Here is a 24,117-nt window from a genome sequence, read left to right on the forward strand (position 1 = left end):
CTATTAGGGAGATGACGTCATGTTAACGGAACAAATGATACTACGTATACCAGGACCGACACCGGTTCCTCCTCGTGTGCAACTTGCTATGCAACAGCCAATGATAGGGCACCGTGATCCGGAAACGAGCGATTTGTTGAAACAAGTCGGGCCGGGACTCCAACAGTTATTTGGAACGACTCAACAAGTTTCCATTGTGGCTGGAAGTGGCACGTCTGGGCTTGAAGCGGCAGTTATCAATACAGTTGCTCCTGGTGAGAAAGTCATCGTCTGTGTGACAGGCGCTTTTGGAGAACGATTTGTCTCAATCTGCAAAAGTTATGAAATAGATGTTGTCGTGTTAGAAGAGCAGTGGGGAGAAGCTGTAAATGCGGACCGTCTGAAAAAATCGCTTCTCGAGCATTCGGATGTCACAGCTGTATTTCTGACCTACTGTGAAACGTCTACAGGTGTCTTGAATCCCATTGAAAAGCTCTCAAGTGTCGTCCATAAGTATTCAGATGCTCTAGTAATAGTCGATGCCGTTTCATGTTTAGGTGGCGTCGAAACGAAGTTGGATGACTGGGGACTCGATATCGTTGTCACAGGGTCACAAAAGGCTCTAATGCTTCCTGGAGGTCTGATGTTCGTTGCTTTCAGTGAGCGAGCTCGGGCGAAAATGGAAGCGAACCCTCGACCGAGGTTTTACCTCGATTTACTGAAGTATGACAAGGCTTCAAAAGAATTTTCGACTCCTTTCACTCCAGCGACTTCACTTCTTTTCGGCTTACAGGAAGTAGTGCAGCTTCTGGCTGAAGAAACGATTGAAGGGGTCTATGATCGTCACCGATTGATGCGGGAGATGACTAGACGAGGTCTAGAGGCCATGAACTTAAACCTTTTGGCAACAGATGCCGTGGCTTCACCGACAGTTACAGCGTTCACTGTTCCAACGGTAGAAGCAAAACAAGTCCGAAAAGCGTTAAAAGAGCAGTTTGGCATTCGAATTGCTGCGGGGCAAGGCCATCAAAAAGACACAGTCCTTCGTATAGGTCACATGGGATATTGCACAGCTACTGATGTGTTAACTGTTCTCACTGCTCTTGAAATCGTTCTGATGGATCTGGGGCACACGTTCTCTCCAGGTGCTGGTACTGTCGCTGCTCAACAAGTCTTTTTAAAGAAAGGAACTGGTGTACATGTTTAAAGTACTCGTATGTGATCCACTAAGTGAAGAGGGCCTAGAACCCATCCGGAACAACCCTCAATTTCAACTAGATGTGTTGACGAATCTTTCAAAAGACGAATTGTTTGATAGAATCGGTCAATATGATGCACTTCTCGTCCGTAGTCAAACACAAGTGGATGCAGCTTTACTACAGGCAGCTGATAAGCTCCAGATCATTGGTCGAGCAGGTGTGGGAGTAGACAATATTGACTTGAAAGCAGCTACAGAACAAGGAATTTTAGTCGTCAATGCACCAGACGGGAATACCAACTCTGCCGCTGAGCATACGATGGCCATGTTGATGGCACTGGCTCGTAATATTCCACAAGCCTACATGTCTTTAAAAAATGGCAACTGGGACCGTAAATCGTTTATTGGAATTGAATTAAAAGGGAAGACTCTTGGTGTGATAGGTCTTGGGCGTATAGGGGCAGAGGTGGCACAGCGGGCTAAAGGCCAGCGCATGCAGGTCATTGCCTATGATCCATTCCTATCGGAAGAGAAAGCAGAGAAGATGGGTGTCAAAAAAGGCACCGTTGAAGAGGTCGTACGAGCTGCTGATTTTGTCACCGTGCATACACCTCTGTTAAAAGAGACGAAGCATTTACTGAATGCTCAGGCTTTTTCACTTATGAAACAAGGCGTTTACATCATCAACTGTGCGAGAGGCGGTATCATCGATGAAGACGCTTTATACGAAGCGCTACAACAAGGGAAAGTAGCTGGCGCGGCTCTGGACGTCTTTGAAGTAGAGCCTTTCGTTGATCACAAACTATTGAACCTTCCACAAGTGATTGCCACTCCACATCTTGGTGCGAGTACCGTAGAAGCTCAGGAGATTGTGGCCGTGGATGTCTGTGATGACGTAGTGCGTTACTTTACGGGACAAGCCGTGAAAAATCCAGTCAACCTTTCTGCAGTTCCTAAGGAAGTTCTTCAAAAGGTAGAGCCGTATTTGATGTTGGGTGAAAAGCTCGGATCTTTCATCCAAGATGTCTCACAAGGAATCGTTCAAGAACTCCGCGTGACCTATTCTGGAGAACTTCAAGACTTTGATGTATCTCCCCTGACACGCAATGTCGTCAAAGGATTTTTAAGAAGTCGCTTAGGAGAATCCGTCAACGAAGTGAATGCGAAGCTGTTTGCGGATCGTCTAGGTATCACCATCATAGAACAAAAGACATCGCAGTCAAAAGGGTTCACAAGTCTTCTTACGGTAGAAGTGGTTGCGGAAAACGGAACACATAAAGTTGCAGGAACGTTAGTCAATGGATTAGGTGCACGGATTGTTCGAGTGGATGACTTTGTTGTGGATGTGCCGCTTGAAGCGCATCTGCTCTTTATTCAGCACCTTGATCAGCCTGGGGCTATTGGCCGCGTAGGGATGTCGTTGGCTGAAGAGCGGATCAATATCGCTTCCATGCAAGTAGGGCGAGCTGAAAAAGGCGGAGCGGCAATCATGATGTTGACCGTAGATAAACATGTAAAGCCTGCAAGTGTGAAGAAACTCACGACACTTGCAGACATTCAAGACGTTATTGCGATTGAATTGTAGATTACAGGATATTTAATAGCTCAGAAAGGCGATGAATCGTGTATGTGGGGTGAACATCACCGGGAGCAACTGTTCCGTGGTGATTGATCCAAACGCTATCGATTTTAAGAGCGTTGGCTCCTCGAATGTCCGTCTGCAAATTATCCCCGATCATCATGGCTTGAGCTGGTGTACAATCTAGTTTTTTCAAGATTTCTATGAAAGGTGCTGTGTCAGGTTTCCCGACTCCAACTTCTCCTGAAATCACGATGGCGTCTACATAAGTTGCCAGCTCAGGAGTGAGGCCTAGTTTCGTATTCTGGAGACTAGGCGCACCATTTGTGAGCAATCCGATTTTATAGTCTTTTGCCACTTCTTTTAAGACGTCAAATGTCTCTTCGTAGACGAAGGGATGGTTTTTTCTGATGGTTCTAAATTGGCTTGATAAGGTAAAGGCCAACTGTTCATCGGTAAGTCCAATTTTGAATAAAGCGTTTTGCCAGGCTTTTTCCTGGTACTCCGCTATCTCCTGCTCCATGGCAGGAAAGTCGAATGTTCCGTCATCGAACGTGCCCCAGAGACCTTCAAATGGGTTGATGCCAATTTGTTGAGTGAACGCATAGAAAGAATAGCTTTTATAAAGTTTCGGAGCTTCTTCTCGTATGGCGTTATAGAGGGCTTCGGAATGATCCTTTCCAACGGCTTCACATGTTAAATGTAGTGCGGTCTCGACACTCTTCGCATCCCAAAGAAGCGTGTCGTCTAAATCAAATATAAGGGCTTTTTTCACATTCCCACCAACCTTTTTGGATTTGTGTTTATTTTACAGGAAAGAGTGGTAAAGAAAAGAGCATTTATTTTTAAAGGAGTGTTCCATCGTGAACCACATCAAGAAAAACTCTATGACCGAGCTGCGTCGTGATGAATTGTTACAACGATTAATCGACCAAGGGATCTATAAAGTAGACGGCCGCCAACTATTTGAATTGTCCTTTTATGAACTTGTTAAAATTTATACTACGACTCAAGAAACTGCTTAGACACAAAGTCCTCTGCTAAGAGGGCTTTTTTTGTTGCCTCGTGGTAAACTATAGGGAAGAAAAGATGAGGTGTAAGTATGACAATTCAACAATTAGATGCCGTTTGGCAAGAAAAATGGACAAAAGAAAATTTTCAAAGTGAAATGCCAATACAGACTAAGATGATTCCCCTGTTTTTAGACGGTGCAGACATCGTAGCTGAATCTCCGACAGGTACAGGGAAAACATTAGCTTACGTGTTGCCGTTACTGCAATTAGTAGACGGGAAGAAGCCGCATACGCAAGCAGTCATTATGGTACCGTCACAAGAGCTTGGTATTCAAATCATTGAAGTACTTCGCAAGTGGACCGCGGGTACTGCGATTTCTACAGCGCAACTAATTGGTGGCGCCAATATGCAACGTCAAGTAGACAAACTGAAAAAGAAACCGACTATTGTAGTGGGAACACCAGGTCGCTTGAACGAGCTAGTCAAAAACCGCAAGCTGAAAATGCATGAGGTTCGTCATATCGTGTTAGACGAAGCGGATCAACTACTAAGTAGAGAACACAGAAGCACAGTGCGTTCCATCATGGATGCCGCTGTAGAAAAACAATTGGTCATTCTTTCTGCAACGATTACAGAAGAGATTGAACTTGTGGCAGAACGCGTGATGAAGGAACCGCATACGATTAAAGTCGAAGCGGAAGAGTTGCCATCTGTAGGAAACGTCGAGCACGTCTATATGGAGGTGGATCGTCGCGATAAAACGGATATGCTCCGACGCATCAGCCACCTCCCAGGAATGAAGGGGCTGGCATTCATCAATAGTTTAGATCAGTTAATGATGAAAGAAGAGAAACTATTATTCCGTGATGCGCCAATCGCCGCTCTACATGGTGCTATGAAAAAAGAAGATCGCAAACGGGCATTAGATGACTTGAAAAAAGGCAATGTGAAACTATTGATCACTACAGATGTAGCTGCTCGTGGGCTTGATATTCAAGATGTTACTCATGTCATTCATGTAGATGTCCCTCAAACGGAAGAACATTACCTACACCGTTCTGGCCGAACTGGTCGCGCAGGGAGAGATGGAATGGTTGTCTCTTTCTTAGAATTTAAAGATGAAAAAGCATTTAAAAAGCTCACTTCTGGATTGTCAGTCAAACCTTCAGAGGTAACTTGGAGTCAAGGAGATTTCGTTCCTGCCAAACGCAAGACTGTAGAGAAAGGAACTAAACGCAAATGACATTTCAAGAAAAATTGACCGAGTATGCGGATCTTGTCGTTCAAGTCGGATTGAATATCCAACCGAATCAATACTTACAAATTCAGACGACTACTGATGCACTTGAGTTTGCTCGACTTGTTGTAAGGCAAGCCTACCAAGCTGGGGCGGGGCATGTAGACGTTCAATTGAACGATAATGATATGACACGTGCATTTTATGATTTAGCACCAGACGCGTCGTTTGATGATGTTCCGAATTGGATTGCAGCACAACGGGATGAAATCATCGACCGTAAAGGAGCGCTTCTGTGGATTGATGCAGAAGATCCTGATCTTTTAGAAGGGGTACTTCCAACTAAGATTAGCCGTTTCCAAAAAGCGTCTTCTGAAAAACTAAAACGTTACAGAAAAGCAGTCATGAATGATGACATCACATGGAGCATCGCTGCTGTCCCTTCTAAAAAGTGGGCACAAAAAGTGTATCCTGAGATGACAGAAGAGCAGGCAGTAGAGGCTCTTTGGAATAAAATTTTTGAAGTTGTCCGCATTGGTTCAGGAAATGCAGTCGATTTGTGGAAAGCGCATATTCATCAGTTGAACGAACGCGCTGCGTATCTCAACAGTCGCAACTATGAAGCCCTTCATTACACGGCTGAAGGGACAGATTTGGTCGTCGGATTGCCTAAGGACCATATTTGGATGAGTGGAAGCAGTGTCAACAGTTCGGGAACCCCGTTTATTGCAAACATGCCGACTGAAGAAGTCTATACGCTACCCGATCGAACACGTGTAGATGGAACGGTCCGTAACTCCAAACCGTTTATCTACCAAGGCAACCGAATCGACGGCTTTACTTTAACTTTTAAAGAAGGACGAGTCATCAAAGCAGTCGCTACTCAAGGACAAGAATTGCTTGATGAACTGCTTGCCACTGATGAAAATGCTAGTTACTTAGGCGAAGTCGCTTTAGTACCTTTTGATTCTCCGATATCCAACAGCAATACAATTTTCTTTAATACATTATTTGATGAGAATGCTTCCAACCACTTTGCATTTGGTGAAGCGTATCCTACTACTATTCAAGGTGGAAAAGGATTGTCAGAAGATGAGTTGTTGGCAAAAGGAGCAAACGTCTCTATCGTCCATGAAGACTTCATGGTAGGGACATCCGATATGTCGATTGATGGAATTCGCAAAGATGGAACAAGAGAAGCCATTTTCCGTAATGGGAACTGGGCTTAATACGAGAGGAGGGACGGGCTATGAGTAAATGGATAGTGACGCTACTCATTTTGTTTGCGCTCTCTAGTGTATTTCCCGCCTCAGCTGCAGCTCGGCAAGTCTATGTAGCCCTAGGAGATTCACTGGCTGCTGGTCAAACGCCTTACCGAGAAATTGACCAGGGGTATACAGATCTGGTAGCGGGAGAACTTGCAAGATCCGGGCAACTTGCTCTGTTCTCAAAAGAGTTGGCATTTCCAGGATTCACAGCGGAACAAGTGTTGAACTCCATCGAAACCGAAGAAGCACAAAATCTAGTCAGCCAAGCCAGTTTAATTACGGTTTCTGCTGGTGCTAACGACTTATTGCGGATTGTGAACGCGAATCCAGAGCAAGGTACACTTGCGTTTCAACAAGTACAAGTGGATTTCGCGCTCAATCAGGCCCGAATTTCTGTGGAAACATTGTTAAAGAAGTTAGAAGAGCTTGCTCCTCAAGCAAATGTTTTAGTCGTAGGCTATTACTTTGCTTACCCACATGTAGCGGATTTTCAAAAAGAGGGGACTTCCAAACAACTAGACCGCTTAAACCAAATTCTTGAACAATCAGCTAGAAAGTACGGAGCTACTTATGTAGACGTCACAGAACGTATGAATACGGATTTAAAAGCATTCGTACCAAACCCAGCCGATGTCCACCCTGTACAAGAGGGCTATAGACAGATGGCGAATAGTGTTTTGCAGGAATTAAATCCAGGCTACATTATAGAACCATATGAGATGCCAGCACCAAATCCTATGTCGTTTGAAGAGATTCAAGCAGCTCAAGAAGAGCAACAACAATCAGAGAGTGACGATCAGGTCAGCTTACCTGGGCAGCCAAATCTAGCACTTGCACAGCCAATTCCATACATTTAAAAAAACCGAGGCGAATGGAGTTCGCCTCGGTTTTTGTTTTAGTAACGTTTAGTTGTTTTACGTGAGTTCAAAAACTTTTTAACGATTGGATAGACAATCGGAGCCCACTTAATAGCGGATTTCAATAAGTTAGATTTGCGCATATTCATCTCTCCTAAGTAATTCGTATGGTACTATAGTTTACCCGAGAACGAATTCTATTAAACCTCTTCCACTTCAGGCACACCAGTATAGAAGGCAAACTCCATCAGAATATCTCGGTAGCGTTCCATTGAAGCGATAGAAACAAATTCTCCAGGGCCGTGCCAATCGCCACCAGCTGGTCCGAATTCAATAGCGCCAGCTCCGGTCACTGCGTAATGTCTTGTATCTGCAGAACCGTGCTGTCCCATGATTTCCGTCTCCTCTTTCAAAATATCGAGGAGTTGCAGAATGCGGGGATCTTTGTCCGAAGTCGTTACGGCAGGTGAGATTCCTCGTCTTCTAAGTTCTGCATTTGGGAAGTGCTCATCCAAGATGGATTGCAGTTGTTGTTCCACAAACTCCACGGATTGTCCTGGTACAAAACGAATATCGTAGCCTACTTCACAAGTATCTGGAACCATATTGAACCGATCACCAGCTTGGATGCGTGCTAAATTGATTGAAGGGTGCTCATAATACTGTGTACTTTCTTTTGTCCATTCTTGTTCTAGAAGCAATTGATGGAAAAGGTGTGATTGCAAGATGGCATTGTCGCCTTCCCATGGGCGAGAACCATGTGCACCTTTACCGTGAAACGTAATAAAGAACTGAGAAATTCCTTTAGCTTGTAAACCAATCTTTAAAAATGTCGGTTCTCCACATATAACAAAATCTCCAGTATAGCCTTGCTGGACTAAATACTTGGACGTCTTAGAACCGCCTGTCTCTTCATCGGTCACTAAATGTAGCTGTACTTTCTTAGTCAGTCGATCAGGGTGTTTACAAATTCCTGCGAATGCGGCCATCATGGCTGCGCAGCCACCTTTCATATCTGCAGAACCGCGGCCGAATATTTTGTCTCCTTCTATATAAGGTACATATTGTTCAGGTTTCCCGGGGACGATGTCTAAATGACCATTCCAGATCAAGGTCTCATCGCCTTGTCCGATTTCAGCAACTAACATTTTATATCCTTGATTCTCTAACACAGTCACTTTGACACCTTGTTCTTCTAACCAGTGTGCTGAAAAATCTAAGGCCTTATTGGCACCTTCTTGTGTGTCGCTAGGAATACGTATCAAATCTTGGAGCAAATCAATCATGGAGAATCCGTCCTTTCAAATTTGTAGAGTTGATTAATTGTAGTTGATAAAGTAGAATGAGAGCAAATCATAATATGTTACCACAAGGGGCGTCGCATTGCGGCTGAGAGAGTACCCTTAGAACCTGGAAGTTCATGCTTGCGTAGGGATGTGGATAGAAACTGATGTTCATGACATCTGGCTCTGTCCAGAGGTCATTTTTTATTGTTTACCCATTCGTGCCAAGAAGGTAACAGGAAATGGAGAAATTATGAGAAATCAAAAAGTCGTAATCATGATTGAGATTGCGTTACTTGCAGCATTAGGGTTTGTATTAGATCGTGTGGGCTTTGGGATGCCACAAGGTGGAAGCGTCACATTTGTACTCGTTCCAATCATCTTGATTGCTTTTCGTCGAGGCGTAATTGCTGGAATTGTAACAGGGTTATTGATCGGATTATTGCAACTTGCTACTGGGAATGTGTATTTTGCACCTTTAAGTTTTGAAATTGTGATCATTCAAGTATTTATGGATTATTTCCTTGCTTTCATGGTTGCAGGATTTGCAGGCCTGTTCCGCCCAGCGTTTGTTCGAGCTTATGAAGAGAGACGGCAAGGGGCTATGATGCGAGCGGTGTTATTTGGGACCATTCTCGGGGCAGTACTTCGCTATTTTGTACATGTATTAAGTGGTATCTTTTTCTTCGGGGAGTTTGCAGGAGATCAAAATGTTATCCTTTATTCCTTAGTCTATAATGCAACATACATGAGTTTAGTGTTATTGTTCGCAGCTGTAATCTGTACTCTTTTGTTTGTCAAAGCACCGCGTCTTGTAATCCCTCAATCTGTCTAAAATATGCTATGATAGCAGATAGTCAGTAAAGAAAGGGTTCGAACGCAATGATTATACAAACACCTGAAGAACTACAAGGGTTAAAAAAAATAAGCCGCATCGTCGCTGAAATTCGCGATACGATGAAGGCAGCTGCCAAACCAGGCATGACCACAAAAGAATTAGATGAGATCGGTGCAAAGCTTTTTAAAGAAAAAGGCGCTGTCTCGGCACCAATTGCAGAATACGATTTTCCAGGACATACATGTATCAGTGTGAACGAAGAAGTCGCTCACGGTATTCCGGGGAGTCGCATTTTACAAGAAGGGGACCTTGTGAATATTGATGTTTCTGGTAAATGTGATGGATTTTATGCAGATACAGGAATTTCATTTGTTCTTGGAGAAGCAGATGCAGAAAAGCAAAAATTGATTGATGTAGCACAACAAGCATTTGATCGTGCTATGTTAAAAGTAAAAGCGGGAGCCAAATTGAACCAGATTGGTAAAGCGGTTGAGCGCGAGGCAAAATCCAATGGTCTTACCGTGATCATGAACTTGACGGGACACGGTGTGGGTCGCTCTCTTCATGAGGCACCACAGCATATCCTAAACTATTATGATGCGTGGGAGCCTACGATTCTGAAAGAGGGGATGGTTCTAGCTGTTGAGCCGTTCATTTCACAGAAGGCAGAATCAATCATGGAACTTGGAGACGGTTGGACATTCGTCACACCGGACCGCTCTTTAGTAGCACAAGTAGAACATACTATTGTCGTAACTAAAGACAAACCTCTGATTTTAACACAATTAGAAGATTAAAAATAAAACCTCTCTGCAGCTGCAGAGAGGTTTTATTTAGCTACGCAATGGTTTATTCAGATAAAGGATGCCAGCTACTAACACACTGCTCAAAAATAAAGCGGCAGCTGAAACTAGAAGCTCGTCTAGACCCAGACGAACTGCAATACCTACAAACGCCCAGACAAACACAAGCTGCATAATACGGTCATAATAATGGTAGCGGAAATGGAGCGCAATCGCCGTAGCGAACGTTAACACCCCAACCGTCCATAATTGGTCCGAAAGCCCCCAACCGTCCCATTCATAATACGTGAGTACATATGAAATGTTCGCTACAAGAGCCACACATACCCAACCTAAATAGACAGAAATAGGACCTCGCTCTTTCCAGTCTGATCCGTTTCGTGGATAAGAACTATAGAGTAATGCAAGAACTACAACCAGACCGACCATCATGACAAGTGTATAAAGAAAATATTCATAATGCCAAGTCAAAATCCAACCGATATTAAACAAAGAGCTCAGTACAAACAATACCGTGCGTTTTGCAACAGGAGGTGTTCCTCGCTTTACTAGAACATACTGGTAAATGATCCAAATCGCGGCCAACACATAAATGACTCCCCAGATGGAAAACACGTAACCTGCCGGTGTGAAGAGTACAGGTAATCGATTTGAGATTTCTCCAGTCGTCTGGCCATTGATCGGCAGAATATTTGCGAGGGCATTGACGACCACAGTTGCAATGAGTGCGATCCCCATAACTAATAATTGAAAAATAGGTACCCCTCCTTCATGACTAGTATTAGTATACCTGTCTTTCCCTCAATTGAGAATTGAAGGCTTTGTGAATTCGTTTGAATGTAGGAAATAATGAGAAAATTACAAGCAATCATGATATACTTAGGGAGACGAAATGAAAGGGGAATCTTAATGACAACTACTACATATCCACTCGTATGGGATTTAGACACATTCTTTCCAGGAGGCTCTGATTCACCACAACTAGCAGCGCACCTGGAAAACGTGGAGCAGAAAATTGCTTCGTTTGAAGGGGTGGTAAGTGATATTCAGACACCACAATCCGTATCACAAGCATCCGCTATGAGAGAGACGATCGAGCAATTAAAAGACATCGCTACAAATCTTTCTGAAGCTGGCGCTACAATCGGTTGTTTCTTAGCACAAGACACTACTGACAAAAAGGCAGCATTACTTCAAGGGCAAGTTAGTAGCCTAGGAGCTCGTCTGAGCACTATTCTTTTAACGATTCAGCAAAAATGGAGTCAGACAGAAGATAGCGTATGGAACGAACTACTTGCGTCAAAAGACTTACAGGAATTTGAATTTATTTTAAATGAATGGAAAGAAAAAGCCGAGAAAAAACTTTCACAAGAAGAAGAATCTCTAATCACAGCACTTGGTGTAGATGGGTACCAGGGCTGGGGACAACTTTATGATTTGTTGATTGCTGATATGAAAGTGACAGTAAATGTAGAAGGTGAAGAAAAGAAGCTCTCCATCGGTCAAGCGAGCAACTTATATTCCCACGCAAATCCAGAAGTTCGTAAGGCAACAAAAGATGCGTTAGAGCAAGCGTTCACGGAGAAAGAAGAGTTCTTTGCTAAAACGTTAAACCACTTAGCAGGTTACCGTTTAGCAGTTTATAAAAAGCGTGGCTGGAACGAAGTATTAGATGAGCCACTTTCAATCAACCGTATGAGTGAAGAAACATTAGACGCAATGTGGGGAGCAATTTCAGATGGTAAAGAACCATTTGTTCGCTACTTAAACAAAAAAGCAGAACTACTTGGTACAGAAAAGCTTCACTGGCATGACATGGATGCTCCGATTGGAGAATCTGCAAAGTCGATGGACTATCAAGAAGGCGCTGAGTTTATCTTGAAACATTTTAAAAAGTTTGGTCCAGAACTTGAAGCATTCTCTCGTCATGCGTTTGAAAATGGCTGGATTGAAGCAGAAGACCGCGATAACAAACGTCCTGGTGGATTCTGTACAGGCATGCCGGTTTCTCAGGAGTCTCGAATCTTTATGACGTACTCAGGCTCCATGTCGAATGTATCCACTCTAGCTCATGAACTAGGACATGCATTCCACTCGTACGCATTACGTCCTGTACATTGGTTAAACCGTCAGTATGCGATGGGTGTTGCAGAAACCGCTTCTACTTTTGCTGAGATGATTGTAGCAGATGCAGCTGTTGCAGAAGCCACATCTCAAGATGAGAAAGCCGCATTACTTGAAGATAAGATCCAGCGCAGTGTAGCTTTCTTTATGAACATCCATGCTCGTTTCTTATTTGAGACTCGCTTCTATGAAGAACGCAAAAAAGGTGTCGTCTCAAGTACACGCTTGAATGAATTGATGGCTGAAGCACAACAAGAAGCTTTTGGAGGTGCCCTTGCCGATACGCATCCACATTTCTGGGCGTCGAAACTTCATTTCTATATCACGGGTGTACCATTCTATAACTTCCCTTACACGTTCGGATACCTGTTCAGTCTTTCAATCTATGCGAAAGCAAAAGAGGAAGGAACTGCATTTGAAGAGAAATATATTGCACTTCTTCGTGACACGGCTATCATGTCAGTTGAAGATTTAGCGAAAAAGCATTTAAATGAAGATATCACGAAAAAAGATTTCTGGGCAAAAGGGATTGCTCTTTGCCATAAAGATGTAGAGGAATTCTTAAGCCTCGTGTAAGTAGGGGGAATGGACTTGATTCGATTAGAAGGCAAACGGTGTATTTGCAAGACATTTCAAATGGCCGATGCAGCCGCACTCGCGCAAGTAGTGAAGCACAACAAAGAATTCTGGGGACGTTTTGAACCCATTCATCGAGAATCTTATTACACAACAGTTGTGCAGAGGGAAAAAATCCGGGAATCGATCAAGTTGCTGAAAGAACAAAGAGAGTATAGTTTCGGAATTTATGACAAGCAAAGTTTTCAGCTTGTAGGGACGATTTCACTCTACAGTATCAAGCGTATGCCTTTTTTAAGCGGGATGATTGGGTATGCGGTAGATCAGCAGCAAATAGGGAAGGGCTTTGCGCAGGAAGCTATTGAGCTTGTCGCAGAATTTGCCTTTACCCAGCTGCAATTAAACCGATTAGAAGCCTACGTCTCGCCTTATAACGAACCTTCTGTTTATGTATTGAGGAAAACAGGGTTTTATGAAGAAGGGTATTTAAATCAATTATTGTATATCAATGGCCAGTGGATGGACCATCTGCTCTTTGCACAGACCAAGTCTGACTACATGGCCCGTAAAACAAACAGAGACTCGTCACAATGACGAGTCTCTTTTTTATTAGTCTTTTGTTCCGTCGTGAACAAGGTCCAGGCGACCTGTTGCTGGATCAATAATTAGTCCGTGTACCTTGATGGAAGATAAAACAAGTGGATGATTCTTAATCATGTTCACACTATGTAAAACACTATCCGCCACGTTATCAAATCCTTCTAACCATTCATGCACATCGACCCCTGAATGCGTAAGAGTGTCTACAGTCTTTGGATCTACACCACGTTCAATCATCGATGCGATCAAGGCATTTGGATCAATAGCAGCCATACCGCAGTCATGGTGACCAATGACAAAGATTTCTTCTGCTTGAAACGCATAAACCGCAACAAGCAAACTTCGCATGATCCCACCAAACGGATGGTTGATAATAGCTCCCGCACTTTTAACGATTTTTACATCCCCGTTTTGGATGTTCATTGATTTGGGAAGCAGCTCTACGAGACGCGTATCCATACAAGACAAAATGACCATTTTCTTATCGGGAAACTTTGTAGTAGCAAATGGTTCGTATTCTTTATTACGAACGAAGCTTTCATTATACGCTAAAATTTCATGTAAATTAGACATAAAAACACTCCCTTCTAGTAATCAGTTTACTAAAAGAAGAGAGTGTTTGGCGAATTATTTTGCTGCTTTAACTCGTTTAAATTTTGGCATGACCGTTTTACCTGTGCCGATAACAACAGCGTGAAGTGGTTCTGGAGCCAGATGTACAGGTACATCAATAACGGTGCTCAACCATTCGCTGATGTTTTTCAGTAACGCGCCGCCACCCGTTAATACGACCCCGTGATCTACAATGTCACCAGACAATTCTGGTGGGCAGACTTCGAGCGTCGCACGAATAGTTCTAAAATCGTTTCTAGAGATTCCCGAAGAACTTCTTGGATTTCAACAGAAGATAACGTTACGGACTTGGGAAGACCGGTCACGACGTCTCGTCCTGTTACCGTAATCTGTTCCACTTCGTGTGGTACTAGACCGTGGCCAATCTCATGTTTGATTTCTTCCGCCGTAGGTTCTCCGATCAACACATTGTACTCTTTGCGGACATGCATGATGATAGCTTCGTTCATACTATCACCAGCAGCTTTTGTTGTGTTTGATGCTACAACACCACCAAATGAAATGATTCCCACTTCAGTAGTCCCACCACCGATATCGACAATCATACTTGCAACAGGTTCATGGACCGGTAGATCAGACCCTATTGCCGCCGCTACTGGCTCCTCAATCAAATAGACTTCTTTCGCACCACTCTGACGCGCAGCATCTTCGATAGCACGGCGTTCAACGGATGTTGCTCCAGAAGGTGTACAGATAGCTACAGTTGGCTTTCGTAAAGCAGTACCTAGTTTTTTGCTTGCTAGTTGCATGATAAGTTTCAATAACTCTGTTGTACGATCAAAATCAGCAATAACGCCTTCTTTTAAGGGACGAATGATTTCAATAGACTTTGGCGTCTTGCCGATCATTTTCTTCGCTTGGTGACCAAATGCGATGATTTGACCTGTATTTTTGTCGATTGCAACGACTGTAGGTTCGTTTAAGATGATTCCTTTTGTGTTTGAATAAACTAATGTATTGGCAGTTCCTAAATCAATTCCAATTTGAATGTTTTGAAACATAGCGACATCCTCCTCTTTCTAAGACGTACTAAGTATATAAGAAGGAATAAGGGTTGGCACTTGTTAATATCTGGTATGTTACAAAGGTTTTAAGGAAAATCAGGAGAATAGTTGGAGATAGTGGAAGAAATTTGAGAACAAGGGAGGGGGAATATACAAGATTGAAAATGAGGTGTTACCAAACTGTAAACAAAAAGTAAGGTCATGACAACAAAAAAAGAGCTGAAAATTCAGCTCTTTTAGTAATGCTCTGGACGTGGATCGATTTTCTCAGCGTCATGAGAGTTCATCGCTGTATTGAAGTAATACATCATCACTGAACCAGCGATTCCCATGACAGTAAGAAAACCAAAAACCGTTGCTAAAAAGATACCCATGGTTTTTCACCTCTTCTGACATTCTACATGTAGTATACATGATTTCCATCGAAAAAGGTAGGTCACAAATGTGAACAGTTAGAATGCCCAGTTTCCACCGCGGAAGATCGGCTCACGTGTTCCGTCTTCTAAAATTCCATCAATAGACATATCAGCTGACCCAATCATAAAATCGACGTGTGTGATACTGTCATTCAAGCCGTGTTTTGCTAGCTCTTCCTGAGACATCGTCTTGCCACCTTCTAAACAGAAAGCATAAGCAGAACCAATTGCTAAGTGATTCGATGCGTTTTCATCAAATAATGTATTGTAGAACAAGATATTTGAGTTCGAGATAGGGGAGTCATGTGGGACAAGAGCTACTTCACCTAAACGGTGCGAGCCTTCATCCGTATCCACTAGCTTTGTCAAAACGTCTTCTCCTTGCTCTGCTTCTACTTTCGTAATGCGTCCATTTTCAAACGTCAGTTTGAAGTTTTCGATGATGTTGCCTCCATAACTTAATGGTTTAGTGCTTGATACATATCCATTTACGCCATCTTTGTGTGGTACAGTGAACACTTCTTCAGTCGGCATGTTAGCCATAAAGCTATCACCTTTTTCATTCGTACTGCTCGCGCCTGCCCATAGATGTCCTTTAGGTAACTCAATTGTTAAATCAGTTCCTGGAGCTGTGTAATGTAAGCTTGCGTATTTTTTGTCGTTTAAGTAATGTACTTTTTCATGCAATACATGGTCGTGATCTTCCCATGCTTTCACAGGATCTGCAAGATCTGCGCGTACTGCTTTAAAAATAGCATCCCATAACATTTCGATTTGTTTTTCTTGTGGAGCATCTGGGAATACTTTTGCTGCCCACCCTGCTGACGGAGCCGCAATGACTGTCCAGCTGATCTTATCTGACTGAACATACTGGCGGTATTTCGACAAGGCTTTACCAGCGGTTTTTTGGAACGTGGCAATACGAGTTGAATCGATGCCTTGCAGCAAGTCAGGGCTTTGAGAGACGATGTTCATGAAAGCAGCGCCTTTTTCTGCTAATTGTTCACGTTCCATCACTTTCCACTCAGGGAAGAAATCAAATGAATCTGCTGGTGCGTGCTCGTAGCGAATACGCGCCAATTGATCGTCAGTAATGTCGACGAAAACTTGTTTCGCCCCTGCTTCATAAGCTTTTTTTGTTACAGCGCGAGTAAATTCTAGTGTGTCCGTAGATGCTGCTACATATAAGTATTGACCTGGTTGAATATTAACTCCAATTTCTACAGCTAATTTAGCGTAGTTGTCTAGATTTTCTTGAAATGATGGCATAGTAGTTCCTCCTTTAGTCTTTACCTATTTAGAATAGCAGGAATAGTGAGAAGGTTGCAATCACAATAATTTAATTTAATTAAACATTGAATAGAATTTCAACTAACACTTGCATTAATTTAAACAATAGTTTATATTTTAAACATAAGTTTAAAAAGGGTGGTGAAAAAATGCTAACAGAAAAAGAACATCAGCTCCTCGAATTAATCAAAAGAAATCCCTATGCAAGTCAACAAGAATTAGCAGAACAGCTTCAATTATCAAGGCCTTCTATAGCAAATTTAATATCTGGTTTAACGAAAGCTGGAGTTATTAAAGGTAGAGCATATGTACTGGCCGAATCAAGGCCGGTTGTTGTCTTTGGTGGAATGAATATTGACCGCAAGATGGTCGTTAAGCAAGATTTGGTGTTTCAGACGTCCAATCCTGTCACTAGCTATCAAACGGCAGGGGGGGTGGCTCGAAACATTGCCGAAAATCTTGGGCGACTTGGACATGACGTAAAACTAATGAGTGCCGCTGGGTATGACTTAGAATATGAATTTATATTTGATAAGACTCATGAGTGGGTAGATATGAACCATTGTCTCCGCAGTGATCAAGAGCGAACGGGTGCCTACACCGCAATTTTAGATCATGAAGGTGAGATGCAACTCGCTCTAGCAGATATGGAGATCTACCGATTACTCGATGCCGAGTGGGTGATGAGTCAAGAGAAGGTATTCCGGGCGGCAGGTCTTGTCATTATCGATTTGAATATAGCCCAACAAGCGGTTGCAGCTATCCTTCAACAGTGCAGTCGTTTCTCAGTGCCAGTAGCTATTGTACCTGTATCTGCACCCAAGATGAAAAATCTTCCTGAAGGAACAGTGCAAGCGGATTGGATCTTCTGTAACAAAGGAGAGGCAGAACTTGTAACGGGTATCACGTTTACAACGAATGAAAATCGTATTGCAGCCCATCAAGCCTTACGTGATAAAGGCTTCCTTCATACAGTCATTACAGAAGGAGAGAAAGGCTTCTCGTACTTAGAGCAAGGGAAATTGCACTGGATGGAAGCGTTACAGCCGAGGGAAGTAAAAGATGTGACGGGTGCGGGAGATTCATTTGTCGCTGCTACTCTGCATAAATGGATGGAGACGCAAGACATCCACGCCGCACTTGAGGCTGGGCGCATGAATGCTACTAAGACACTTGAATCACCTTTTACAGTTAGACCAGAACTCTCAGCCACACAACTACAAAATGAACTGGAGGAATAACAATGAAACATTTATTAGATTACACAGTCGAGGTACAACAAGCATTAGAACAGGGGCTACCTGTTGTAGCATTAGAATCAACAATCATCTCACACGGAATGCCGTACCCAGAAAACGTTCAAATGGCAAAAGAAGTGGAGCAAGTTATTCGTGAAAATGGAGCTGTTCCAGCTACTATCGCACTAATGGATGGTCGTATTAAAATCGGTCTTACTGATGAGGACTTAGAATTGTTAGCAACAAGTAAAAACGTTCGTAAAACATCTCGTCGTGATTTAGCCTATGTGCTTTCTTCTAAAGAAATTGGCGCAACAACAGTTGCTACAACAATGATCTGTGCAGAGCTTGCAGGCATTGCTGTCTTCGTAACTGGTGGTATTGGAGGAGTTCACCGTGGTGCAGAAACAACAATGGATATCTCTGCTGACCTAGAAGAGTTGTCTCAAACAAATGTAGCCGTAATTTGTGCGGGTGCAAAGTCTATCCTCGACATCGGGTTGACTCTTGAATATTTAGAAACAAAAGGAGTACCAGTAGTAGGCTATGGAACCGATGCGTTCCCAGCATTCTATTCTGCAACAAGCCAGTTTGCATCGAACTTCCGTGTAGATACTCCTCAAGAAGTAGCGGATATGTTACACGTGAAATGGGAGATGGGACTGCAAGGAGGAGCTGTTATTGCAAATCCTATTCCAGATGAATCCTCTCTAGAAGAAGCAGAAATTACAGCGATCATTGAAGATGCACTCCGACAAGCTGAAGAGCAAGGGGTAAAAGGAAAAGACGTGACTCCATTCCTTCTTGGTAAAGTAAAAGAATTAACTGATGGGAAATCTCTAGAAGCTAATATTGCTCTAGTAATGAACAATGCTCGTGTAGGGGCAGCAATTGCAAAAGCTTACGCAGCTAAATAATTCCTAATAAAAACACGGTTCCTCTTTTGAGAAACCGTGTTTTTTACTTGCGCAAATTACCAAGCTCTGATGCAATAGCTTGCATCTCACTAGGACTGAACGAATCTCGTTTTGAAACCATTTCATAGAGATAACAAAGATCTTCATATGCAGAAGCTGTAAAATCTTCAGCTTTCATAGCATCTACGTTGACCATTCGTAATTTATCTTTAATTGCATTGATCATGAACGTGACATTTTCTTTCGATGGTTGATTGAGGTCCATACTCGTACCGCCTTTCTCATTCATCCATCTATCATTTCATGCTCAATCCTGGTTGTCAATAGAGATTAACCTTGTGCTTTTTCTGCCTTTAATTTTTCGCGAATCTGTTTCGTTTCATAAGCGATGACACCCGATAGTCCGAGTAATCCAATTAAGTTTGGAATGGCCATCATACCGTTTGCTACATCTGAGAATGTCCAGATCAAGTCTAGAGAAACTACAGACCCTACGAATACCATTGCGATGAATAGTACACGATAAACAATTAGTAATGAAGGATTTTTAAATAGGTATTGGAAACATTTTTCTCCGTAATAAGCCCATCCTAAAATAGTAGAGGATGCGAAGAAGACAAGACCTACGGCTACGATAATTGGTCCGATATCTCCTAGGAAGAAACCAAATGCATCTGAAGTCAATGTTCCTGCAGTATCAGATGTCGCATCCGTATAAAGTCCAGACATAACGATTGTGATTCCGGTAATTGAACAGATGATGATAGTGTCAAAGAATACCTGTGTCATGGAAATCAATCCTTGACGACCAGGAAGATCCGTTTTCGCTGCTGCAGCCGCGATTGGAGCAGAACCAAGACCTGCTTCATTCGAGAACACTCCACGAGCAACCCCGTAACGAATAGCAGCACCAATTGCTCCACCTGCTGCAGCTTCTGTAGAAAAGGCCATTTCAAGAATAGTCATAACAGCACCAGGAACTTCTGTGATGTTCATGATCATGACAAGTAGTCCACCAAATACATAGAACACAGCCATGACTGGAACGAATACAGCAGTTACTTTACCGATTGACTTAATTCCTCCGATAATGACTAGCGCTGCGAAAATCATCAACACTAATCCAGTAACCCAGTTAGCAATTCCAAAAGTATCGTTTACAACATTTGCTACGGAGTTAGATTGTGTTCCATTCCCGATACCGAATGCTGCAAGCGCACCGAATATAGCAAAAAGAACAGCTAACCATTTTTGTTTTAATCCGTGTTCCAAGTAATACATAGGCCCGCCAGCCATTTCACCATTCGCGTCTTTCACACGATATTTTACAGCTAGTACAGCTTCACCATACTTTGTTGCCATTCCAAATACGGCAGATAGCCACATCCAGAATACAGCTCCTGGTCCACCTAGAACGATGGCAGTTGCTACACCGACGATGTTCCCCGTTCCTACCGTCGCTGCTAAAGCAGTAGTGAGTGCCTGGAACTGGGAGATGTCTCCTTCCGCTGTTTTATCATGTTTTTTAGAAAATGTTTGTTTTAAAGCTGCCGGTAACATAAGAATTTGTACGAGTCCAAGACGAAAAGTTAAATAAATACCTGTACCAACAATTAAAATCAGTAGTGGTGGTCCCCAAACAACGTCAGAGATGGCACCTAACACTTTATAAATCGCGTCCATATGTCTCCCCCTTTATATGTCTCTACTTACACGAAATAAAACGATCCTCCTTATACAGTAATGTCTTGCATATTATTAATATTCATAAAATTCTGCACTTGAGTCAAGATAAATTTTTAAAATCCATCGTTTCAATGAAAAAGGAGAAGGGTATAATAGACTATATTATGAACCAACTATATGATTTGGAGGCGTTAAAATGGGACAAAGTAAATTTTCAAAAGGTATTTTATATGGAGCACTAGCAGGGGCATTAATTAGTCTGTTGGATCGTCAAACTCGTGAAGTTATGAAGACACGCGCTCGCTCAGCAAACGAACGTGCACGCTTTTATAACGACAATCGTGAAGTTTTGAAGCATGATTTAGAAACGAAAATTAATCATTATAAAGCTCTTTACGAAAAATTATCACATGACGCTCAGTATCTAAGTTCTCAAGTGAATGAAGTAAAACAAATTGCTCCACAAGTATCAACACTTCTCTCTGAGACTAAAAATACTTTCTCAAGCTCTAAAGAAGAATATAAAGAAATCATTTCAGATAATTCAAATGAGACATTACAAGAACAAGAGACGTCTCATGATCCACATATGCAACAGCAGACACCAGAATATGCAGAAAAGTACGGTGAAGACGAAAAAAAGAACAGCTAATTCATAAGGATGTGATGCAGGTGGAAGATAGTTTACGACAACCGAATAGGGAAGAGTCAGATGCGCCTGCAAAAAAACCTAGCTGGATGGAGAAACTCAAATTTTTGCAATTTGGAAACAGTAAAAAGAAGAGAACGCCAGAATCCTATGATTCTACAACTTGGAAAGGATTCTTCCAAGATTTACTCCAACACATTAAAAATTCAGATGTGACAGCTCTAGGTGCCCAATTGGCTTTCTTCTTTTTACTTTCACTCTTTCCATTATTAATTTTTATGGTGACTTTGTTGCCTTATCTAAATCTCCCTGAAGATCAAATTTTTCAGTTTTTAAGAAATTATGCTCCAGCTGATGTTTATAGTTTGATAGAAGGGACCTTAACAGATGTTCTGCAGAACAGGAATGGTGGCTTACTATCTATTGGATTATTAGGGACTATATGGTCAGCATCAAATGGTGTTAATGCTATTGTGAAATCTTTGAACAAATCTTATGGTTTGGAAGAGACTCGACCATTCTTTATTGTAAGAGCACTGTCTGTAGTCTTTACTATCTTGATTATTGGATTGTTTGTCATCGCGCTCTTACTGCCGGTCTTTGGTGAACAAATAGGAGTATTCTTATTTTCTATTTTCGGATTAGATGGAGTGTTTTTAACTGTTTGGAATAGTATAAGATTCACGATTCCACCTTTAATTATATTTGTTGTTTTAACAGCACTTTATTGGATTGTTCCGAATCAAAAATTGTATTTGAAAAGTGTGATACCTGGGGGAGTCTTTGCCACTCTTGGCTGGATTCTAGTATCGTTAGGATTTTCATTTTACGTAAGTAATTTTGCGAATTACACCGCTACATATGGAAGTTTAGGTGCTATCATTGTGTTAATGATGTGGCTCTACTTCTCGGGTACACTTCTTATGATTGGTGGACAAATCAATGCCGTCATGCAAGAAAGAAAAGAACGTCTTGAATCGCAAAAAACAGGTTGAGCAAATTGCTCAACCTGTTTTTTTAGACTTTTTGTAGCATTCGCAAACCATTTAGAATCACCAAAATGGTTGAACCCTCGTGACCAATAACCCCAAGCGGTAAGTTCACGACTTGCAAGAAATTTGATACGATCAGCACAGCAATGACAGCTACAGAAAATACTAAGTTCTGTTTTACGATACGCTGCATTTTGCGAGAAAGCTGAACGGCATAAGCAATCTTTGTTAGTTCATTTTTCATGAGAACCACATCCGCCGTTTCAAGTGCCACGTCGGTACCATCTCCCATAGCAAAACCTGTTGTTGCAGTAGCTAATGCAGGAGCATCATTAATTCCGTCTCCCACCATCCCGACGAAAGGAAAGTCCTTTTTCAGTTCTTTTAGATGCTCTACTTTGGTTTCAGGTAGGCATTCTGCTACAAAACGATCAATACCAGCTTCTTTAGCGATCGTTTCCGCCGTCTTCGCATTGTCACCTGTCAACATGATAGTAGTGATGCCTAATTGCTTTAGTGCAGCGATAGTTTGTTTTGCTTCTTCACGAACTTGATCCTTTAAAGCAATAAGTGCTACGATGCCTTGTTCATCTCGAATATACGTGACGGTTTTTCCTTGTGAGGCAAGGGTAGGGGCAATGCAATCATGAAATGCGAACGCCTCGTCTCTACCTACAAAATCAGGTTTACCGATTTTATAAGAGTGACCTTCAGTTGTTCCGATCATCCCGAAACCTGCTACATCTTCAACTTGAACTTGCATATCTGGACGAATCCCTTGCTCTTTGGCATATTGAGTAATGGCTACAGCCAATGGATGATTCGATTTATCCTCGATAGAAGCTACGATGTGTAATGCATGATTGCGGTCCACATCAGGGCGCACAATAAAGTCAGTCACAACAGGCTTTCCTTGGGTAAGCGTACCTGTCTTATCAAAAGCGATAGCTGTTAATTTTGTCAGACTCTCTAAGTGACTGCCACCTTTAAATAGAATGCCGTGACGGGCTCCATTTGAAATGGAAGCAAGAGTGGCAGGCATTATAGATGCGACCACCGCACATGGAGAGGCTACTACTAAGAAGACCATGGCCCGATAAAACGTAGTTGACCAGTCCCAACCGAGAACGTAATGAGGCAAAAATAACAAGATGGCTACTGTCACAAGGACGGTTTTGACATAAGTTCCTTCAAAACGCTCGATAAATTGTTGAGAAGGGGACTTTTCATTTTGTGCTGCTTGTACTAGAGAAATGATTTTCTGGAATAAGGAATCAGCATTTTCTTTCGTCACTTTTACAACCAACGCACCACTGCCATTAACTGTGCCTGCAAAAATAGCATCATTAAGCTGCTTCAATACAGGAATCGGTTCACCAGAAATGGCAGATTCATCAATAGAAGAGGAGCCTTCAATGATGACAGCATCAGCTGGAATTTTCTCGCCTGGTTTGATCCGTAAACGATCGCCAACTTTTAAGGAATCGACAGATACTAACTGTGCTTGGTTGTGCTCATCCAATTTCCATGCCTCATCAGGCTGCATATTGACGAGAGCTGCAATTTCTTTTTTACTTTTGTTCATCGTATACGTTTCTAAAGCGCCACTGAGAGCGAAGATAAAGATCAATACAGCTCCTTCTGCCCAGTACCCGATGATTGAGGAACCGATAGCTGCTAAAATCATCAGAAGCTCAACATTCAACTTTCTCTCATTAATAGTTTTTTCAAGGCCTTCTTTTGCTTTGAAAAAGCCACCAATTACAAATGCAAACAGGAAGACAACCACTGAAGCGGTGGTGAATCCATTTTTGCTTAAAGCCCAACCGACTAGTATTAGAACTCCAGATGTCAAAGCATTTATCAATTCAATATGAGGAAGAACTCGGCTCAACACAGTCAACAGCACCCCTTTAAATTAATTCTTACTTTATAA

Annotated in this window: 24 protein-coding genes, 1 pseudogene and 1 riboswitch; of the genes and pseudogenes, 14 read left to right on the forward strand and 11 right to left on the reverse strand. The window is 42.3% G+C overall.

Features of this window, described 5'->3' with window-relative positions; translation table 11 throughout:
• Positions 1-19 precede the first annotated feature (19 nt).
• Both CF394_RS15020 and serA read left to right on the forward strand, forming a co-directional pair.
• A complete protein-coding gene (locus tag CF394_RS15020; protein WP_094944719.1) occupies positions 20-1,186 on the forward strand; it encodes a pyridoxal-phosphate-dependent aminotransferase family protein in 1,167 nt (388 codons plus the stop codon).
• Positions 1,179-2,762, forward strand: coding sequence for a phosphoglycerate dehydrogenase (gene serA / locus CF394_RS15025; protein ID WP_094944720.1), 1,584 nt, complete (start codon positions 1,179-1,181; stop codon positions 2,760-2,762). The genes CF394_RS15020 and serA overlap by 8 nt, the downstream gene beginning before the upstream one ends.
• 1 nt (position 2,763) lies before the next feature.
• Here serA and CF394_RS15030 read toward each other — a convergent pair whose 3' ends face one another.
• Positions 2,764-3,531, reverse strand: a complete 768-nt coding sequence (locus tag CF394_RS15030) for an HAD family hydrolase (RefSeq protein ID WP_094944722.1) — start codon at positions 3,529-3,531, stop codon at positions 2,764-2,766.
• 88 nt (positions 3,532-3,619) lie between these two features.
• On the opposite strand from CF394_RS15030, the gene CF394_RS15035 reads away from it, so the two are divergent.
• The 4 genes from CF394_RS15035 to CF394_RS15050 all read left to right on the forward strand — a co-directional run bounded on the left by CF394_RS15035 (position 3,620) and on the right by CF394_RS15050 (position 7,132).
• Positions 3,620-3,781, forward strand: a complete 162-nt coding sequence (locus CF394_RS15035) for a Fur-regulated basic protein FbpA (RefSeq protein ID WP_094944724.1) — start codon at positions 3,620-3,622, stop codon at positions 3,779-3,781.
• A 77-nt stretch (positions 3,782-3,858) separates the two neighbouring features.
• Positions 3,859-5,013 (forward strand): DEAD/DEAH box helicase, encoded by a 1,155-nt coding sequence (locus CF394_RS15040; protein WP_094944726.1) that lies wholly within the window; start codon positions 3,859-3,861, stop codon positions 5,011-5,013.
• Positions 5,010-6,236: an aminopeptidase gene (locus tag CF394_RS15045; RefSeq protein ID WP_094944728.1), complete on the forward strand. Its 1,227-nt coding sequence runs from the start codon at positions 5,010-5,012 to the stop codon at positions 6,234-6,236. The genes CF394_RS15040 and CF394_RS15045 overlap by 4 nt, the downstream gene beginning before the upstream one ends.
• Before the next feature lie 20 nt (positions 6,237-6,256).
• Positions 6,257-7,132: an SGNH/GDSL hydrolase family protein gene (locus CF394_RS15050; RefSeq protein WP_094944730.1), complete on the forward strand. Its 876-nt coding sequence runs from the start codon at positions 6,257-6,259 to the stop codon at positions 7,130-7,132.
• 38 nt (positions 7,133-7,170) lie between these two features.
• Here the strand turns inward: CF394_RS15050 and yxzF are convergent, their stop codons facing one another.
• Both yxzF and CF394_RS15055 read right to left on the reverse strand, forming a co-directional pair.
• Positions 7,171-7,275, reverse strand: coding sequence for a small protein YxzF (gene yxzF, locus CF394_RS16390; protein WP_243370924.1), 105 nt, complete (start codon positions 7,273-7,275; stop codon positions 7,171-7,173).
• A 57-nt stretch (positions 7,276-7,332) separates the two neighbouring features.
• On the reverse strand, positions 7,333-8,418 hold the full coding sequence (locus CF394_RS15055; protein ID WP_094944731.1) for a M20 family metallopeptidase: 1,086 nt from the start codon (positions 8,416-8,418) through the stop codon (positions 7,333-7,335).
• A gap of 75 nt (positions 8,419-8,493) precedes the next feature.
• Positions 8,494-8,584: riboswitch (TPP riboswitch) on the forward strand.
• Positions 8,585-8,668: 84 nt separating this feature from the next.
• On the opposite strand from CF394_RS15055, the gene thiT reads away from it, so the two are divergent.
• Entirely contained in the window at positions 8,669-9,250 is a 582-nt protein-coding gene (thiT, locus tag CF394_RS15060; protein WP_094944733.1) for an energy-coupled thiamine transporter ThiT, read from the forward strand.
• A gap of 47 nt (positions 9,251-9,297) precedes the next feature.
• A complete protein-coding gene (gene map, locus CF394_RS15065) occupies positions 9,298-10,050 on the forward strand; it encodes a type I methionyl aminopeptidase (RefSeq protein WP_094944735.1) in 753 nt (250 codons plus the stop codon).
• Positions 10,051-10,086: 36 nt separating this feature from the next.
• Here the strand turns inward: map and CF394_RS15070 are convergent, their stop codons facing one another.
• On the reverse strand, positions 10,087-10,794 hold the full coding sequence (locus CF394_RS15070; protein WP_243370927.1) for a TspO-related membrane protein: 708 nt from the start codon (positions 10,792-10,794) through the stop codon (positions 10,087-10,089).
• Between the two features lie 171 nt (positions 10,795-10,965).
• Here CF394_RS15070 and CF394_RS15075 point away from each other — a divergent pair, with 171 nt between their 5' ends.
• Together CF394_RS15075 and CF394_RS15080 are read left to right on the forward strand one after the other, a co-directional pair.
• The gene (locus tag CF394_RS15075) at positions 10,966-12,756 is read left to right on the forward strand and encodes a M3 family oligoendopeptidase (protein ID WP_094944739.1); all 1,791 of its coding nucleotides are present in this window, start codon (positions 10,966-10,968) and stop codon (positions 12,754-12,756) included.
• Between the two features lie 9 nt (positions 12,757-12,765).
• Positions 12,766-13,350 (forward strand): GNAT family N-acetyltransferase, encoded by a 585-nt coding sequence (locus CF394_RS15080; protein WP_243370931.1) that lies wholly within the window; start codon positions 12,766-12,768, stop codon positions 13,348-13,350.
• A gap of 15 nt (positions 13,351-13,365) precedes the next feature.
• On the opposite strand, the gene CF394_RS15085 is transcribed toward CF394_RS15080, so the two are convergent.
• From CF394_RS15085 to CF394_RS15095, 4 genes and pseudogenes are all read right to left on the reverse strand, one after another.
• Complete coding sequence (locus CF394_RS15085) at positions 13,366-13,929, reverse strand: beta-class carbonic anhydrase (protein WP_094944743.1); 564 nt, start codon at positions 13,927-13,929, stop codon at positions 13,366-13,368.
• A 54-nt stretch (positions 13,930-13,983) separates the two neighbouring features.
• Positions 13,984-14,990, reverse strand: a pseudogene (gene mreBH, locus CF394_RS15090) (rod-share determining protein MreBH).
• Positions 14,991-15,229: 239 nt separating this feature from the next.
• Complete coding sequence (locus tag CF394_RS15870) at positions 15,230-15,367, reverse strand: hypothetical protein (RefSeq protein ID WP_165767582.1); 138 nt, start codon at positions 15,365-15,367, stop codon at positions 15,230-15,232.
• 78 nt (positions 15,368-15,445) lie between these two features.
• Positions 15,446-16,678, reverse strand: a complete 1,233-nt coding sequence (locus CF394_RS15095) for an aminopeptidase (protein WP_094944745.1) — start codon at positions 16,676-16,678, stop codon at positions 15,446-15,448.
• 170 nt (positions 16,679-16,848) lie between these two features.
• Here CF394_RS15095 and CF394_RS15100 point away from each other — a divergent pair, with 170 nt between their 5' ends.
• Both CF394_RS15100 and CF394_RS15105 read left to right on the forward strand, forming a co-directional pair.
• On the forward strand, positions 16,849-17,940 hold the full coding sequence (locus CF394_RS15100) for a PfkB family carbohydrate kinase (protein WP_094944747.1): 1,092 nt from the start codon (positions 16,849-16,851) through the stop codon (positions 17,938-17,940).
• Positions 17,941-17,942: 2 nt separating this feature from the next.
• Positions 17,943-18,854: a pseudouridine-5'-phosphate glycosidase gene (locus CF394_RS15105; protein ID WP_094944749.1), complete on the forward strand. Its 912-nt coding sequence runs from the start codon at positions 17,943-17,945 to the stop codon at positions 18,852-18,854.
• Positions 18,855-18,897: 43 nt separating this feature from the next.
• Here CF394_RS15105 and CF394_RS15110 read toward each other — a convergent pair whose 3' ends face one another.
• Both CF394_RS15110 and CF394_RS15115 read right to left on the reverse strand, forming a co-directional pair.
• The gene (locus tag CF394_RS15110; protein WP_094944751.1) at positions 18,898-19,119 is read right to left on the reverse strand and encodes a DUF1128 domain-containing protein; all 222 of its coding nucleotides are present in this window, start codon (positions 19,117-19,119) and stop codon (positions 18,898-18,900) included.
• 65 nt (positions 19,120-19,184) lie between these two features.
• Entirely contained in the window at positions 19,185-20,537 is a 1,353-nt protein-coding gene (locus CF394_RS15115; protein WP_094944753.1) for an alanine/glycine:cation symporter family protein, read from the reverse strand.
• A 199-nt stretch (positions 20,538-20,736) separates the two neighbouring features.
• Here CF394_RS15115 and CF394_RS15120 point away from each other — a divergent pair, with 199 nt between their 5' ends.
• Both CF394_RS15120 and CF394_RS15125 read left to right on the forward strand, forming a co-directional pair.
• Positions 20,737-21,192 carry a YtxH domain-containing protein gene (locus CF394_RS15120; RefSeq protein ID WP_094944755.1) on the forward strand — a complete coding sequence of 152 codons (456 nt, stop codon included), beginning with the start codon at positions 20,737-20,739 and terminating at the stop codon, positions 21,190-21,192.
• 86 nt (positions 21,193-21,278) lie between these two features.
• Positions 21,279-22,184 carry a YihY/virulence factor BrkB family protein gene (locus tag CF394_RS15125; protein ID WP_094944804.1) on the forward strand — a complete coding sequence of 302 codons (906 nt, stop codon included), beginning with the start codon at positions 21,279-21,281 and terminating at the stop codon, positions 22,182-22,184.
• Positions 22,185-22,206: 22 nt separating this feature from the next.
• On the opposite strand, the gene CF394_RS15130 is transcribed toward CF394_RS15125, so the two are convergent.
• A complete protein-coding gene (locus CF394_RS15130) occupies positions 22,207-24,087 on the reverse strand; it encodes a heavy metal translocating P-type ATPase (RefSeq protein ID WP_094944806.1) in 1,881 nt (626 codons plus the stop codon).
• Positions 24,088-24,117 lie beyond the last annotated feature (30 nt).

The organism is Tetzosporium hominis (genome assembly GCF_002265435.1).
Lineage (GTDB): Bacteria > Bacillota > Bacilli > Bacillales_A > Planococcaceae > Chryseomicrobium > Chryseomicrobium hominis.